This is a genomic window from Lacibacter sp. MH-610, assembly GCF_045780045.1.
Lineage (GTDB): Bacteria > Bacteroidota > Bacteroidia > Chitinophagales > Chitinophagaceae > Lacibacter.
Window position 1 is genome coordinate 1658230 of record NZ_CP116002.1, and the last position, 14340, is coordinate 1672569.

Sequence of the window (14340 nt, forward strand, 5' to 3'; positions counted from 1 at the left end):
CGGAGTGATGAACATAGTAATGATTGAAAGGGGTGGGTTGTTGAATAGAATTAAAAGCGTACAAGAGTGCGACGCAACAGACAATAAATAGTAGTACAAAAGCCAGTAACACAAAATAGAAATGTCTGAACTGAAATCTATACCTGAAATAGAAGAAGAAATCGTAGATGAATTTTCGCTTTTTGATTCATGGGATGAGAAGTATGAATACATCATTGACATGGGTAAGAAGCTGAAACCTTTGGATGATATTTATAAAAAAGATGAAAATAAAATCAAAGGTTGTCAGAGTACCGTTTGGATGGTGAGTGAGTTACAAGATGGTAAAGTTGTTTACAAAGCCGAAAGTGACGCAGTGATTGTAAAAGGATTGGTGAGTATGCTCATTCGTGTTTTGAGTAATCATTCGCCCAAAGAAATTATGGATGCCAAACTGGAGTTTATTGATAAGATTGGTATGAAGCAACATTTGGCACAAACAAGAAGTAATGGATTGCTGAGTATGGTGAAACAAATGAAATTAGATGCTACCGTGTATATGGCTCAGCAACAAACAACAGCAAACTGATGAATGTAAATAAAGAACAACTCAACGAAAAAATCATCGAGAAGCTTCAGTCTATTTTCGACCCTGAGCTTCCCGTGAATATTTATGACTTGGGTTTGATTTATAAAATTGACATCAGCGATAAAGGTTATGTCAACATCACTATGACCTTAACCGCTCCCAGCTGTCCGGCTGCTCAATCATTACCCGTGGAAGTGGACAATAAAATCCGTGAAGTGGAAGGAGTAACAGATGTAAACGTAATGATTACCTGGACACCCAAATGGGAAAAGAGCATGATGAGTGAAGTGGCAGCGTTAGAATTAGGATTTATGTAACCGTCAGACGCCCTCGTCGGACGGCATAAACTATAACAAAGAAAAAATCTTCATATGGCAATGATTTCAATTGATAGTTTAATGGGCAACCAAGGTCCCAGCTATCCTGAGCAAGTAGTAGCACCTTACCGTAAAGAACTGGTGGATTATGGATTTGAACAGATGATGACGGTTGAAGATGTTGAAAAAGTGATCAGCAGCAATCCCGGCAAAGTCATTCTCGTAATCTTGAATAGTGTTTGCGGTTGCAGTGCAAGAGTGAGCAGACCGGGAGCTATCCTCAGCTTTTTTAACCATGTGGTACCTGATGTAAAAGCTACCTTGTTTGCAGGAATGGAAAAAGAAGCAGTAGCTCATTTCCGAGCTAAGTATTTGAATGGCATCACACCATCATCACCTAATATTTTAGTGATGAAAGATGGAGCAGTGTTATTGCATTTGCAGCGTCATCAGATTGAAACAACAGATGCAGGTACGATTGCAGATGCATTAATCAATACCTACAATCAATATTGTACACTGCAAACAACTGAAGAGAGCCGCACTCAGCTGCGGGCTTATTTTCAACAGGTGTACCAAGTAGACCCATTAGCAACACAGGAATAAAAACTTAATCATGAAGATAACTGCCTCAGAAGAATATGGAATCAGGATGCTAATCCGCATTGCATCAGCCGATGCAAGCACAGGCATGAGCATTCCGCAGTTGAGTGAGGCGGAAGGGCTGAGTGAACCGCATGTTGCAAAAATTTGCCGCACACTCCGTATGGAAGGGTTTATCAACAGTACACCCGGCAATAAAGGCGGTTATGTATTGGCCAAACAGCCGCAGCAGATTATCATTAATGATGTAATGAAAGCATTGGGAGGTAATCTGTTTGATCAGCAGTTTTGTGATGCGCATACAGGTTTGGGTCGCCTGTGTACAAACTCAGTTGATTGCAGCACCCGTTCTCTCTGGAAAATGATCCAGTTTACATTAGACAATCTTTTGAATAAACTCACACTTCAGGATTTAATGGTAAAAGAAAAAGAAGTGGAGTTAAAAATTGAAGAAATCATTCAACGCAATACTGAAGCGCTGGTACGTTAATTTATTTCTTATTCCTGTTGTACTCAGCTTCTATCGATTGCACCACCGATACGATGTACTTCAGATATTTTGTGCTTTGAATCTCCATCTGTTTTTCCTGTGAGCGGTACATGCCGGATGAAATGATGCCGATACTGGCTTTTCCTTCAATATCAGAAATGTCATTACTTAAGTTAGGTTCTAAGGTAGTTCTGGCCCGAGGAATAAAAACCCAGCCCACCGGCACCGGAAATCCTGTAGCCAGTAAAGCAGCAAACGTGCCTACACCTGCAATGGAATAACCCAAATGTAAATGGCTCTGTTTCCTCGAAACAAATTTGGAACGTGTAACTTTTATGAAACAACTGTTGGTGGTATCACCACTGTTTAACTTTAAATGGAATGGATGTGTTTCTGTATTGTAAACCGTAACAAATTTCTCCAGTTTTTTCTCCAACAGGTGCCGGTATTCGTAGGGCTGCACTGTTCGGAAATCCATTTCCAGGTTCAGGGTATCAATATTCGCTTCAGGCTTTAACAATAGTTGCGGTGTTCGGCAGGCGCTGCCAAATAAAAGGATCACCAGGAATAACTGCAGAGAGTGCTTCATCAGTTGAGGATTTAAAAACGAAAAATAGGATATGTTGGCCGAATCTTTCAACAAAATCTTTCCCATAATGTTAATTCTGTAGCTACAGTTGGTTACTTTAAAAAGAGCTAACTTGTACATTCTTTACTATGACCGGACATTTTTTTTCAAAATACGACCCTACTCAAAATAACAAATCAAAGTTTGAACAATTACTGGATTTGTTTGCGCAGCTGCTTACTTATACTAATGGGGATGTATCAGAAGCATTGGACTGGATGAACCAACTCGACCGGCAGTACAATCTTACAAACGATGAGTATGGCATGGGAGATTTTATTGATGAACTGAAAGAGAAAGGTTATCTCGATGAAAACCCGGTAACAGGAACTTTCAATATCACTTCCAAAACAGAACAGAGTATTCGTAAACGTTCACTGGAAGAAATCTTCGGTAAGCTAAAAAAAACAAAACAAGGTCAACATCATACGTTCAAGCCCGGCGGTGGAGATGAAATCAATCCCGAAACAAGACCCTTTCAGTTTGGTGATACATTGGAGCAGATTGATTTTACTAACTCCATCCGTAATGCACAGATCAACCATGGTATTGACAGCTTTCAGATGCGGGAAGATGATTTAGAAATTCGGGAAACTGATTTCAAAACGCAAACATCTACCGTATTAATGATTGATATTTCCCACTCCATGATTTTATATGGCGAAGATCGTATTACACCGGCTAAAAAAGTAGCAATGGCGTTGAGCGAACTCATTACTACCCGGTATCCGAAAGACACATTGGATATTGTGGTGTTTGGTAATGATGCATGGCCTGTAGAAATCAAAGATCTTCCTTATTTACAGGTAGGGCCTTATCATACAAATACGGTTGCCGGACTGGAACTGGCCATGGAGATATTGCGTAGAAGAAAAAATCCGAACAAACAAATCTTTATGATTACAGATGGGAAACCTACCTGTTTAAAAATCGGTAAGAAGTATTATAAGAACAGTTTCGGTTTGGATCGGAAGATCACCAACCGTTGTTTGAACCTGGCAGCGCAATGCAAAAAGTTGAAAATCCCCATCACCACCTTCATGATTGCAACTGATCCTTACCTGCAACGCTTTGTACAGGAATTTACAGAAACGAATAACGGTAAGGCATTCTTTGCATCGTTGGATAAATTGGGTGCATTTATCTTCAGAGATTTTGAGAGTGGGAAAAGGAAGACGGTTTATTAAAACTTGCCGGGAAGACGTAAAGGCGGGAAGACACAGCATGTATGAATTAACCATAAAAGAAGAGTATTTGTGTAAGGAAATAGTTGATTGTGCGTATAAAGTACATAGTCAACTAGGCCCCGGTTTGCTTGAGAAAATCTACGAAGCTTGTTTTTGTCATGAATTAATGAAAAAGGATATTCCATTTATACGGCAGGCATCTTTGCCAATACTTTACGATGGGTTGTATTTTGATGAAGGACTAAGAATGGATACGCTAGTAGATGAAACTGTGATTTGTGAGTTTAAAGCAGTAGAAACTGTAAATAAGATTTGGGAAGCTCAAATCATAAGTCATTTGAAATTAACCCAACTTCATGTTGGTTTTGTAATAAACTTTAATGTAGCACTGATAAAAGACGGAATCAGGCGCTATTGTGTAGAATAATCGGGACTTTCCGTCTTCCCGACTTACCGGCAAAATATATGTTACATATTACAACCTTAGGTGAATTAAAAAAGAGCGGCTATAAAAGCAGAAGTATCAAAGAAGAGGTGCGTCAAAACTTAATTGCGAAATTAAAAAGCAATGAAAATGTGTTTGATGGAATCCTTGGTTATGAAGATTCAGTAATTCCTGATGTAGAGCGAGCTTTACTTTCCCGTCATAATATCTTGTTTCTTGGTTTGCGTGGACAGGCAAAAACAAGGATGGCAAGATTAATGACAGAGTTGCTGGATGAATACATTCCCGTAGTAGCAGGTAGTGAATTAAATGATGATCCGTTTAATCCTATCAGCCATTATGCCATTGATAAAGTGGCAACAGAAGGTGATGATACATTGATTGAATGGGTACACCGTAATGTACGTTACGGTGAAAAATTAGCAACACCTGATGTAAGTGTGGCGGATTTGATCGGCGATATTGACCCCATCAAAGCTGCTAATCTTAAACTCAACTTTGCAGATGAGCGTGTGATTCATTATGGCATCATTCCCAGAAGCAACCGGTGCATTTTTGTGATTAATGAAATTCCGGATTTGCAGGCACGCATCCAGGTTTCACTATTCAACATTTTGGAAGAAGGCGATGTGCAGATACGTGGCTTTAAACTTCGATTGCCTTTGGATATTTTATTTGTGTTTACTGCCAATCCTGAAGATTATACCAACCGTGGTTCTATTGTAACACCACTAAAAGACAGGATTGAAAGCCAGATTCTCACCCATTATCCCAAAACGATTGAAACCGGTTTAGCTATTACAGAACAAGAAGCACAAATTCATCCGGAGCAGCAGCAGAAAGTAGAGATGAGTGATTTGATTAAACGATTGATTGAACAGGTGGCCTTTGAAGCACGTACCAGTGAGTTTGTTGATAAGAAGAGTGGTGTAAGTGCCCGTCTCACCATCAGTGCGTATGAAAATGCCATCAGCACAGCAGAGTTACGAGCCATCACCAATAAAGAAAAAGAAACACAGGTATGGGTGAATGATTTGATCGGAGTGATTCCTTCCATCACCGGAAAAATTGAATTGGTGTATGAAGGAGAGCAGGAAGGTCCTTACCAGGTAGCTTTTAATCTACTCAACAAAGCCATCCGTTCTCAGTTCATTAATTATTTTCCCAACCCCGAGTTGTTAAAAAAGCGCAGGGGAGAAGCGGCGGTTGATAATCCCTATAAAGCTATCACCGGTTGGTTTGACAAAGGTAATTCGCTGGCCATGCTCATGAATCTAAAAGATGCTGAAAAAATTCAACTCCTGTACAAAGTAGATGGACTGTATGCGTTGGTGAAGAAATATTTTAAAAGTGCCAACGAAAAACAAAGTGCCTTATTGATGGAATTTGTATTGCACGGGTTGGCAGCTTTTTCACTCATCAGCAAGCAAGTAGTAGAAGGCAGGGTAGAGTTTAAAGATTTGATGGGCAGCATCATCAATCTCAATACATCTCGTGGTGGTAATGACGATGATGATTTTGACGGGGAAGATTTTACGTAAACTAATTCAAATAATAGCCCGGAATTTTCCGGGCTATTATTTTATTCTTCGCTTAGCAGATCATGATCTTCCAGCAGGTTTACATTTACATCAGTTCCTGCAATGCCTTCCACACTACCACGAATATGTGCTGCATTGAGTAAAACTTTTTCCAGTTGTTTCTCCCGTTGCTTCCATAATTTTTCCATGGCATCCCGTTCTTTCTGGATGGAAAGTTTCATACTCATAAAACCTTCCCGAATGGCTTTCCATTGCTCGGCAAATTCATTGCTGGTGAGATAGTCATACAGCATGTGCATTTTTTCGCCTTTGTTTTCCTGGCTTTTGGTAGCTTGAAAAATTTTTATAATGCCTTCACGAAGCATTAATGCTACACCTTTTAAATCAGAGTAAGTGCAAACCCAAACTCCATCTTTCAAGCCAAATCTATCAACGTCTTTTGGTAGAGTTTTTGTTACGATTACAGCAGCATCAGCGCCTAATCTTCTCATATCTTCTTTTAATTTTTCTATCCAATCTCCACCAAATTTTTCTGCTCGTTTACTTTCATAATATATTTTACCACATTCAACACCTAATTTGTTTCTTACAATTTGTACGCAATCGGCACCTCGTTGACCTTTGGCTATTTCCTGAATTAGGTCAAATGGGAAGCTTTCAGTTAGTAATTCCTGTATCAAGAGTTCCTGTACTTCTCCCTGCAACTGCATGCTTCCCTGTTCAGCTTTGCGTTTCATTTCTTCTGCCAGCTTCTTCTGATCTTCCAGTTGCTTTTCCATTTCTTTCAGCCTCAATTGATACTCGGTTTCTTTAGCGGCTATCCGTTGTTCTTCAAGCTTTCGTATTTCCTCTGAAAGTTTACCCCGTTCTTCCAATAATTTCTTTTGCAGCGAGAGTTCAAATTCTTCTTCTTTGTTTTTCAGTTCCTGTTCTTTTTTGAGAATATCTAATTGCTGCTGGCGGGCTGCTTTAAGTTTTTCTTCATTGTCACGAATAGTTTGCTCAGATAATTTTAATCTGTTTTCGTAATCAGCTGCTATATTTTTACGGATCATTTCTTCCGTTTCCTGCTGAATTTTTTTCTTTTCTTCTGATAGCTGCTGATCCAGTTTTTGCTGCTGCTGCTTTTGCCATTCGGTCATTTTTACCCGTAACTCTTTCTGCACTTCTTCCCGAATACTTTCAGTAGGTTCAAATTCATGTCCGCAGTTGGGGCATTTTATATCGTTAGGCATAAAGTTGTTTTCTGCAAGTTTACGAAAGAAGGTTCATAATCCCGGTTACACCTTCTGCTGTTATCTATGCCGTTTTACTGCTATTCTTTGAAAACAGCATTGCTAATTGTGCAGCAGCCTGTATATTTACAGTAGTACGTAAAACCTCCAGAATAAGAAGAATTTATGGTGAATGCGCCCTTAAGCGGAGAAATACTTCAAACCCTTTTTAATCATGCCAGCATCGGTATTATTGTGGCTAACGCCAGGGGTGAAATTGTGTTGGTAAACCAGTTTGCATTGGGGCAGTTTGGTTACGATCGTACCGAAGAAATTAAGGGTAAAACGATTGAGATACTGATCCCCCGCCGTATGCATGACAGGCATGTAGGGCACAGATCGAACTATATCAAAGATCCAAAAAGCCGTCCCATGGGCATTGGGATGGATTTGTATGCGTCCAAAAAAGACGGCTCAGAATTCCCGGTTGAAATCAGTTTGGGTAATTATGAAATCAATGGTGAAAAATTTGTAATGGCTTTCATCAATGATATTACCCTTCGTAAAAAATCTGATGAAGCTATCCGCAAGCTCAATGAAGAACTGGAGCAAAAGGTAGAAGAACGAACGGTTTCTTTACAACATACAGTTGAAGAACTGAACCACCAGATCAAAGAAAACCAGCAGAAAGACCGGGAGTTACGGGAAGCCTTAAACCGTGAAAAAGAATTAGGTGAATTGAAATCAAGATTTGTATCGGTTGCTTCGCATGAATTTCGTACGCCGCTGAGCACCGTGCTTTCTTCAACCTATCTTTTACAGAAGTATCAAACAACGGAAGATCAACCCAAGCGGGAAAAACATATTCAACGTATTATTTCTTCTGTTAACCTGCTTACAGATATTTTAAACGACTTTTTGAATGTAGGTCGTATTGAAGAAGGTAAGATCCAGGTGCGGTTCAGCATCACCAATGTTCAGAAAGTGATCAATGATACCATCAGTGAATTGGTCACCATCCGCAAGTCGTCGCAAAAAGTTACTTATACCCATGAGGGTGATGCTGAAATGGAATTGGATCCCTCTATGTTCAAACATATTATCATCAACCTGCTTTCGAATGCTATAAAATTCTCGCCGGAAGATTCTGAAATTAAAATGCATACTTCTATTACAGCCGCCGGGTTAGAGTTACGCATTAAAGACCAGGGAATAGGAATCCCTTCCGAAGACCAGGAACATTTATTTGAACGTTTCTTCAGGGCTACTAATGCCATAAACATTCAGGGTACAGGATTGGGGCTGCATATCGTAGCCAGGTATGCGGAATTAATGAACGGAAAAATAGTTTGCAACAGTGAGCCGGGAGCAGGTACCGAATTTGTCATTACATTTAACAATCAAACACAATAAGAATGTTAAAGAAAATTTTGTTGATTGAAGATAATCAGGAGATCAGGGAGAATACAGCTGAAATACTGGAGCTGTCTAATTACCAGGTAGTAACAGCACCTGATGGTAAACAGGGCATTGAAATGGCGCTGAGTGAAAAGCCGGATCTGATTGTTTGTGATATCATGATGCCTGTCCTGGATGGTTATGGTGTATTGCATGCTTTGCATAAAAATGATGCTACCAAGAATATTCCGTTCATTTTCTTAACGGCTAAAACAGAGAGGCTTGATTTGCGTAAAGGAATGGAAATGGGAGCTGATGATTATATTACCAAACCCTTCAGCGGTACGGAACTGTTAAGCGCCATTGAAGGCCGTTTGAAAAAGATTGACCTGCTTAAGCAGGAGTTTGGCTCCGGTATTGAAGGCGTAAACAAATTACTGCATGCAGCAGGAAGTAAAGAGTCATTAGAGGCGCTTACCAGCGACCGTGATATCAACCATTACAAAAAGAAACAAACGATTTATAATGAAGGAAACCGTGCCAGCCGTTTGTTTTATGTGGTGAAAGGCAAGGTGAAGACGTACAAAACGAATGATGACGGAAAAGAGCTGGTGGTTGATCTTTATAACCAGGGAGATTTTTTAGGCTATGTAGCCTTGCTGGAAGAAAGCACGTATAAAGAAACGGCAGAGGCTATGGAAGATTGTGAACTGGCGCTGATTCCCAAAACTGATTTTGATGAGCTGGTGAATAACAATCCTGTAGTAGCACGTAAGTTTATACAGATGCTGGCAAAAGATGTGGCTGAAAAAGAAGAGCAATTATTGAAACTGGCTTATAACTCTCTTCGCAAGAAAGTGGCAGATGCTTTAATGAGTTTGCAACGTAAATATAAAATGGGGGATGCTGCTTTCAGCATTAATATCAGCAGGGAAAACCTGGCCAGTATTGCAGGTACTGCTACGGAGTCGTTAATACGTACGTTAGGCGATTTCAGAACAGAAAAACTCATTGATATTAAGGAAGGTCATATCATTATCCTCAATGAAAAGAAACTGGAGAACATGCTTAATTAAAATTAGCATCAGGCAGCATCCAGTAAAAAAGTATTGAAATCGGATTTGAGTTTGTTGAACTGGCGTTCAACGGTTTCCATATCCCGGCTCAGCTTCCAGAATTTTTTGCGGAGATTATTCATGCTGTTATTGTCATCTGACATGTCTTTCAGAAGCAGGTGCTCAATTTCATGTACATCCTGGCGCAGGAGGTGAACGGTTTCATCTTCCGCCAGGAATTTGCTCTGGAAAAACTCGGCTCTTTCCAGGAAGTCCACATCAGTATCAAGTTGCAACACTTGTGACAGCCGGTTCTTTAAAAAATTGTTTTCCTGCTGAATAAACTGCAGGTAACGTTTCCAGCTATCATTTTCATGCCTGTACTGTGAAAGTATTTTTTTTGTGTTTTTATTTGTGATACTCATATACATTTCAACGCTGTTTCACCATTACAATTATTACAAATCTATCATCCTCCTTCCGGCAATCTTATGATTTTGCATCAACCTGGAAAATGATGTTCGTCAGTTGGTCTCTTTCCTGTTAATTTTCAATCCTTTTCTTCATTGCTTTTCTTCAACATTCTGCGTATATCTTCCATCATATCCATCTGTGCTTTCTGAATTTCAAATAAAGTCTTCATCTGTTCGGCTATCAGTAAATCCATTTTATGATGCAGGTTTTTTACTTCCACTTCCGCTTTCAGGTTTACGAGATAATCATTTATGGCACGTTGCCGGTCTTTTTCTTCTTTACGGTTCTGACTCATCATAATCACCGGTGCCTGCAAAGCGGCAATGGTGGAAAGAATGAGATTGAGCAGTATAAACGGATACGCATCAAAAGAATGCTTCAGTACATAAAGATTTAATACCATCCATAGCAACATAAAAAACAGAAAAGCAATAATGAATTTCCAACTGCCGCCAAATGCTGCAATGGTATCTGCAATGCGGCTGCTGCGGGATGGATGTGCATCTTCAAACTCCAGCAACTTATTTGATACGAGCTTTTCCTCTTCAATGGACTGCTCCACAATTGCATTTAGTTTTTGCAGTTGCTCATTCTCTGTTTTCAGTAATTCTTTTAATTCTTTCGTTGCCATAGTAATACTGTTAATGACAATGTATCGTTTCTGCTGCCGCTGTTTGAAATTGAGGACTGATATAAGGAATGCCTAAGTTCATACCTCTTAATATGAGCAGGGCCGCTACTGCCATCATTACAATTGGTGTAAGCTTTCTCAGTTTTAAACGCACATGCATTGGTATGCCTGATCCAAACAACATCAATAAGAGCAGCGCCGGCACTGTAGCTAAACCAAAAGAAGCCATAAAAACAGTAGCGTTTGTAATGCTGTTACTCACCAGTGCGCCTGCAATAGCCGCATACACCATGCCGCAGGGTAAAAGACCATTGGCCATGCCCACCCAGAAGGAGCCGCTTTGCTTTTGAAGTGTAGTTGCAATGAAAGACTGTATTTTCCATGTAAAATCCTGGAACCAGCGTGGCTGATAACTTTGTTTGAAAACAAAGTAAAGCACCGTAAGTATGAGCATACTGCTTCCTGCAATAATGGAAAACAATTGTTGAAAGCCGATTAAACTGAAACTCTTGCCAATCAATCCAAACAGTAAACCCAGCAAACTATAAGTAACCACTCTTCCTGCATTATAAAAAAGAGAAGAAGTTATTTGTATGTTTCGTTTAGCAAACGGTGCCGGTAATGCCAGTGCCAGCGGTCCACACATGCCCACGCAATGCAGGCTGCCGAAGAGCCCCAATGTAAATCCGGCTATGATGGTTGTTACAAGCATTATTTTACAGTAAAACTTTGTTCGTTATAATATGGATTACCATCTGCTTTCCAACTGGTTTTAACAGTATAGGTAGCTGCTGCCAGGCGTTCCGGTTCAATGAGCTGAACGGCTTCATTAGTTACATCAATTTTCAACCGCAAATCCTTATGCTCATCATAGGAGCAATAAAACCAGATTTCACCCTGTAGTAATTTTCCTTTCATCTCCTGTGGAAATTGTATGCTGATGCCTGTATCTGTTTGTACGAGTGTAAGTTCAGTTGTTAAGGCGTTGGCATTATTGCTGCCATCTATCACCTGTTGGTATTGCAGTTCATCTTTGTAATAATCTTTACTCACTAACTGAAAATCAGTTTTAATGCTTTTGTACACCAAGGTAAACATGAGTACGCCGAACAGGATGAGTACGATGGTTATTTTATGTCCCCAGTTGAGTGTCATGTTATTCGTTTTAATTTTTATAATCAGTTATTCTCCGCTGTATATGGGTCCAAGGAAATTAGTGGTTACATCACTTATTTTCCGGTTGCCTTCATAGAGTCCGAGTTTGATTTCTGTTTTACGTTCTTTTATGGATTGATTGTTCAGTATCACAAAAAAAGCACCTGCTCCCTGTCCTTCTTTTTGTACGTGTATAAAGTCGCCCACCATTTTTACAGTGCCGTTGCCGCTTTCTAATTTTACAGTAAGCGGAATGGGTTTCATGGTTTTATTCACCACTTTAATATTGTACAGATTGGAAATACTGTCTTTGCCCACTTCCTGGAAGAGCATGCCGGGTGTACGTATTACAGTAGCCTTCACATCTTTTAATGAAAAGATCATTACACCTAATAAACCCAACAAGCCAATGAGTAATACAGTGTACAACTTCATTCTTGTAGTGTAATGTTGTTTTTCACCACTGGCAATATTGTTTTCGCTGGCAAATCGTATAAGACCTTTTTTAAAACCTACACTTTCCATCATATGATCGCAGGCATCAATACAGGCAGTACAGTTAATACATTCCAATTGTGTGCCGTTGCGGATGTCAATACCGGTAGGGCATACTTTCACACACTGGTGGCAGTCAATACAATCGCCGGCTGCACGTTCTTCATTCTTTTTAAACTTTGCTCTTGTTTCACCCCGTTTGTAATCATATGCAACCACTACTGAGTTTTTATCCAGCAAAACACCCTGTAACCTTCCATAAGGACAAACTACTGTACAGGCCTGCTCCCGGAAGAAAGCATATACAGCGTAGAATACATAGGTAAAAACAATCAATCCTGCCAATGTTCCCAGGTTGGTAAAAGGGCTTTTCATCATCGCCCATAATTCTTCAACACCTATTATGTATGCTAAAAAATAATTGGCAATAACAAATGAAATCAAGTAAAACACAAAGTGCTTGAGTGCTTTCTTAACAATCTTTGTACTGTTCCATTCGCTTTTGGCCAATGCTTTTTGCTGCGGTGCATCACCTTCAATGGCATACTCAATCCTGCGGAAAAGCATTTCCATGAAATTGGTTTGCGGGCATACCCATCCGCAGAACAAACGGCCAAAGGCTGCTGTAAACAAAACAATGAACACCACAAAGGCCACCATGGTAATGCCGAAGATGAAAAAATCCTGCGGCCAGAATACTTTACCCAGAATGATGAACTTTGCTTTGGGAATATTAAAAAGAAACAAGGGTCTGCCGTTTACATAGATAAACGGCAGCGCCATAAAAATGCCAAAGAAAAAAAGACTTACAATAGTTCTGGCATTGTACAAACGGCCTTTTGGCTTTTGTGCATACACCCAGTTGCGTTTTCCTTTTGCATCAACAGTTGCAATACGATCACGAAACGATTCATTCACTTCTTTCTTTTTATCTATTGCCTGCATTTCCAAAATCAATTCATTTTAGCGGTTGAAGTACTATCCGGTGCTTTGGTAGAGTCAGCAGCAGGGGCTGTTGCATTTTCTTTATACAAATCACCTTGTGGTGCTTTGGGATTGGGCGGGTTACTGCCCTGTAATGATTTTACGTATGTTGCTAACTGTGCCATCTGTACCGGTGAGTACTGATCTTTCCAGCTTTGCATTCCTTTTTCAGGATAGCCGTATTTGATGGTTTTAAAAATGTCTTTGATGCTGCCGCCATGTATCCAGTATTCATCCGTAAGATTGGGGCCTACGGTATTTCCCTGTCCTTCAGGGCCATGACAGGCAGCGCAGGTTTGCTTAAATATGGCGCCACCGGCACTGATAGCAGCATCCTCTTTTTTATAGGTGATGGTGTTTTCATCTACCAGGTTGGCTGCTTTTGCAAGGAAGGCAGCTTTCTGTTCTTCACCTTTTACCATTGCAATTTTTAATTCCTCTTCACTCAATGGTGCGGTATGTGTTACATGATAACGCCATAAATAAATAGCGGAGAAAAGAATGGTAGCATAAAAGCCATACAACCACCAGCCCGGCAAACGGTTATTTAATTCACGGATGCCATCATAACTATGACCCATGTCAATTTTTGATTCTTCTGTAATGGGACGAAAACTGTTGAGTTTGTCCCACAATTGCTGCCAGTTGGTTTCTTTTTGCACAGCTGTTTCTACTGCCACTGCAAGCTTTGCTTTTTCTTTTGTAAGAAAGGAACGAACAAAAAATGCAAGCACGAGGATCACTACCAATTCCACACCAATTACTGCAAGCAATAAAAAGAAGGTGGTTGATGAAAGTCCGCCATAGCTTACAGGAGCCGCAACAGTTGTTGCCGTTTCCTGAGCAAAACTGAGCGCCGGTAATCCTAAGCTTATCAGCAGGGCAATTGCTTTAGTTGTTACACTGCCGGTTTCTTTTTTGAAATACCATTCTGCAGTTCCTAATACTACATTCGCCAGTAAGGCGATTACGAGCAGTAATACGAGAATGATTGCCAGCATAGCAAGTGCCAGCGGGTTACTCCAAACAGAAGGAGGAACAGCACTGCCGGCAGCGGAAGCAGTTTGTGCCATTACTGCTGCTGATAAGGGCAGCAACAACAGCATCAGCAGGAGATGCTTCATATATCTTGGGTTTTTTAAACTGAACATGTTG

Annotated in this window: 17 protein-coding genes; 9 read left to right on the forward strand and 8 right to left on the reverse strand. The window is 40.2% G+C overall.

Translation table 11 applies throughout. The features are described 5' to 3' along the window. The first annotated feature begins 121 nt into the window (after positions 1-121). Genes PDL71_RS07650 through PDL71_RS07665 form a run of 4 tightly spaced genes read left to right on the forward strand, consistent with a single transcriptional unit; the run spans position 122 to position 1978 of the window. On the forward strand, positions 122-568 hold the full coding sequence (locus PDL71_RS07650) for a SufE family protein (protein WP_407527595.1): 447 nt from the start codon (positions 122-124) through the stop codon (positions 566-568). Next, the gene (locus tag PDL71_RS07655; RefSeq protein ID WP_407527598.1) at positions 568-885 is read left to right on the forward strand and encodes a DUF59 domain-containing protein; all 318 of its coding nucleotides are present in this window, start codon (positions 568-570) and stop codon (positions 883-885) included. The genes PDL71_RS07650 and PDL71_RS07655 overlap by 1 nt, the downstream gene beginning before the upstream one ends. Positions 886-939: 54 nt before the next feature. Next, on the forward strand, positions 940-1491 hold the full coding sequence (locus PDL71_RS07660; protein ID WP_407527601.1) for a BrxA/BrxB family bacilliredoxin: 552 nt from the start codon (positions 940-942) through the stop codon (positions 1489-1491). A 10-nt stretch (positions 1492-1501) separates the two neighbouring features. After that, entirely contained in the window at positions 1502-1978 is a 477-nt protein-coding gene (locus PDL71_RS07665) for an RrF2 family transcriptional regulator (protein ID WP_407527604.1), read from the forward strand. 1 nt (position 1979) lies between these two features. On the opposite strand, the gene PDL71_RS07670 is transcribed toward PDL71_RS07665, so the two are convergent. Next, positions 1980-2567, reverse strand: a complete 588-nt coding sequence (locus PDL71_RS07670) for a hypothetical protein (RefSeq protein WP_407527607.1) — start codon at positions 2565-2567, stop codon at positions 1980-1982. Positions 2568-2695: 128 nt separating this feature from the next. Between PDL71_RS07670 and PDL71_RS07675 the strand changes: the two genes are divergently transcribed. From PDL71_RS07675 to PDL71_RS07685, 3 genes are read left to right on the forward strand one after another with little or no spacing between them, the layout of a single operon-like run. Continuing rightward, complete coding sequence (locus PDL71_RS07675; protein WP_407527609.1) at positions 2696-3793, forward strand: vWA domain-containing protein; 1098 nt, start codon at positions 2696-2698, stop codon at positions 3791-3793. A gap of 37 nt (positions 3794-3830) precedes the next feature. Next, positions 3831-4220 (forward strand): GxxExxY protein, encoded by a 390-nt coding sequence (locus tag PDL71_RS07680; protein ID WP_407527612.1) that lies wholly within the window; start codon positions 3831-3833, stop codon positions 4218-4220. Between the two features lie 38 nt (positions 4221-4258). Continuing rightward, entirely contained in the window at positions 4259-5779 is a 1521-nt protein-coding gene (locus PDL71_RS07685; protein ID WP_407527615.1) for a magnesium chelatase, read from the forward strand. Between the two features lie 41 nt (positions 5780-5820). Here the strand turns inward: PDL71_RS07685 and PDL71_RS07690 are convergent, their stop codons facing one another. Beyond that, positions 5821-7014 (reverse strand): DUF2130 domain-containing protein, encoded by a 1194-nt coding sequence (locus tag PDL71_RS07690; protein WP_407527617.1) that lies wholly within the window; start codon positions 7012-7014, stop codon positions 5821-5823. A gap of 165 nt (positions 7015-7179) precedes the next feature. Here PDL71_RS07690 and PDL71_RS07695 point away from each other — a divergent pair, with 165 nt between their 5' ends. Together PDL71_RS07695 and PDL71_RS07700 are read left to right on the forward strand one after the other, a co-directional pair. Continuing rightward, complete coding sequence (locus PDL71_RS07695) at positions 7180-8406, forward strand: ATP-binding protein (protein ID WP_407527620.1); 1227 nt, start codon at positions 7180-7182, stop codon at positions 8404-8406. A 2-nt stretch (positions 8407-8408) separates the two neighbouring features. Beyond that, positions 8409-9467: a response regulator gene (locus tag PDL71_RS07700; RefSeq protein ID WP_407527622.1), complete on the forward strand. Its 1059-nt coding sequence runs from the start codon at positions 8409-8411 to the stop codon at positions 9465-9467. 8 nt (positions 9468-9475) lie between these two features. Here PDL71_RS07700 and PDL71_RS07705 read toward each other — a convergent pair whose 3' ends face one another. The 6 genes from PDL71_RS07705 to PDL71_RS07730 all read right to left on the reverse strand — a co-directional run bounded on the left by PDL71_RS07705 (position 9476) and on the right by PDL71_RS07730 (position 14309). Next, the gene (locus PDL71_RS07705) at positions 9476-9871 is read right to left on the reverse strand and encodes a hypothetical protein (protein ID WP_407527625.1); all 396 of its coding nucleotides are present in this window, start codon (positions 9869-9871) and stop codon (positions 9476-9478) included. 125 nt (positions 9872-9996) lie between these two features. After that, positions 9997-10551, reverse strand: coding sequence for a DUF1003 domain-containing protein (locus tag PDL71_RS07710; RefSeq protein ID WP_407527628.1), 555 nt, complete (start codon positions 10549-10551; stop codon positions 9997-9999). 10 nt (positions 10552-10561) lie between these two features. After that, the gene (locus PDL71_RS07715; RefSeq protein ID WP_407527630.1) at positions 10562-11263 is read right to left on the reverse strand and encodes a sulfite exporter TauE/SafE family protein; all 702 of its coding nucleotides are present in this window, start codon (positions 11261-11263) and stop codon (positions 10562-10564) included. Then, the gene (locus PDL71_RS07720; RefSeq protein WP_407527631.1) at positions 11263-11706 is read right to left on the reverse strand and encodes a FixH family protein; all 444 of its coding nucleotides are present in this window, start codon (positions 11704-11706) and stop codon (positions 11263-11265) included. Before PDL71_RS07720 ends, PDL71_RS07715 begins: the two co-directional genes overlap by 1 nt. 27 nt (positions 11707-11733) lie before the next feature. Continuing rightward, entirely contained in the window at positions 11734-13146 is a 1413-nt protein-coding gene (ccoG, locus tag PDL71_RS07725) for a cytochrome c oxidase accessory protein CcoG (protein WP_407527634.1), read from the reverse strand. Positions 13147-13154: 8 nt separating this feature from the next. Continuing rightward, positions 13155-14309, reverse strand: a complete 1155-nt coding sequence (locus PDL71_RS07730) for a cbb3-type cytochrome c oxidase N-terminal domain-containing protein (RefSeq protein ID WP_407527637.1) — start codon at positions 14307-14309, stop codon at positions 13155-13157. Positions 14310-14340 lie beyond the last annotated feature (31 nt).

What these genes read in the sequence shown, in the direction of transcription:
- PDL71_RS07665 (WP_407527604.1), top strand. Translation starts at nt 1,502, where the DNA reads ATGAAGATAACTGCCTCAGAAGAATATGGAATCAGGATGCTAATCCGC.
- PDL71_RS07705 (WP_407527625.1), bottom strand. Translation starts at nt 9,871, where the DNA reads ATGAGTATCACAAATAAAAACACAAAAAAAATACTTTCACAGTACAGG.
- PDL71_RS07710 (WP_407527628.1), bottom strand. Translation starts at nt 10,551, where the DNA reads ATGGCAACGAAAGAATTAAAAGAATTACTGAAAACAGAGAATGAGCAA.
- PDL71_RS07695 (WP_407527620.1), top strand. Translation starts at nt 7,180, where the DNA reads ATGGTGAATGCGCCCTTAAGCGGAGAAATACTTCAAACCCTTTTTAAT.
- PDL71_RS07660 (WP_407527601.1), top strand. Translation starts at nt 940, where the DNA reads ATGGCAATGATTTCAATTGATAGTTTAATGGGCAACCAAGGTCCCAGC.
- PDL71_RS07685 (WP_407527615.1), top strand. Translation starts at nt 4,259, where the DNA reads ATGTTACATATTACAACCTTAGGTGAATTAAAAAAGAGCGGCTATAAA.
- PDL71_RS07690 (WP_407527617.1), bottom strand. Translation starts at nt 7,014, where the DNA reads ATGCCTAACGATATAAAATGCCCCAACTGCGGACATGAATTTGAACCT.
- PDL71_RS07675 (WP_407527609.1), top strand. Translation starts at nt 2,696, where the DNA reads ATGACCGGACATTTTTTTTCAAAATACGACCCTACTCAAAATAACAAA.
- PDL71_RS07730 (WP_407527637.1), bottom strand. Translation starts at nt 14,309, where the DNA reads ATGAAGCATCTCCTGCTGATGCTGTTGTTGCTGCCCTTATCAGCAGCA.
- PDL71_RS07655 (WP_407527598.1), top strand. Translation starts at nt 568, where the DNA reads ATGAATGTAAATAAAGAACAACTCAACGAAAAAATCATCGAGAAGCTT.
- PDL71_RS07680 (WP_407527612.1), top strand. Translation starts at nt 3,831, where the DNA reads ATGTATGAATTAACCATAAAAGAAGAGTATTTGTGTAAGGAAATAGTT.
- PDL71_RS07715 (WP_407527630.1), bottom strand. Translation starts at nt 11,263, where the DNA reads ATGCTTGTAACAACCATCATAGCCGGATTTACATTGGGGCTCTTCGGC.
- ccoG (WP_407527634.1), bottom strand. Translation starts at nt 13,146, where the DNA reads ATGCAGGCAATAGATAAAAAGAAAGAAGTGAATGAATCGTTTCGTGAT.
- PDL71_RS07650 (WP_407527595.1), top strand. Translation starts at nt 122, where the DNA reads ATGTCTGAACTGAAATCTATACCTGAAATAGAAGAAGAAATCGTAGAT.
- PDL71_RS07700 (WP_407527622.1), top strand. Translation starts at nt 8,409, where the DNA reads ATGTTAAAGAAAATTTTGTTGATTGAAGATAATCAGGAGATCAGGGAG.
- PDL71_RS07720 (WP_407527631.1), bottom strand. Translation starts at nt 11,706, where the DNA reads ATGACACTCAACTGGGGACATAAAATAACCATCGTACTCATCCTGTTC.
- PDL71_RS07670 (WP_407527607.1), bottom strand. Translation starts at nt 2,567, where the DNA reads ATGAAGCACTCTCTGCAGTTATTCCTGGTGATCCTTTTATTTGGCAGC.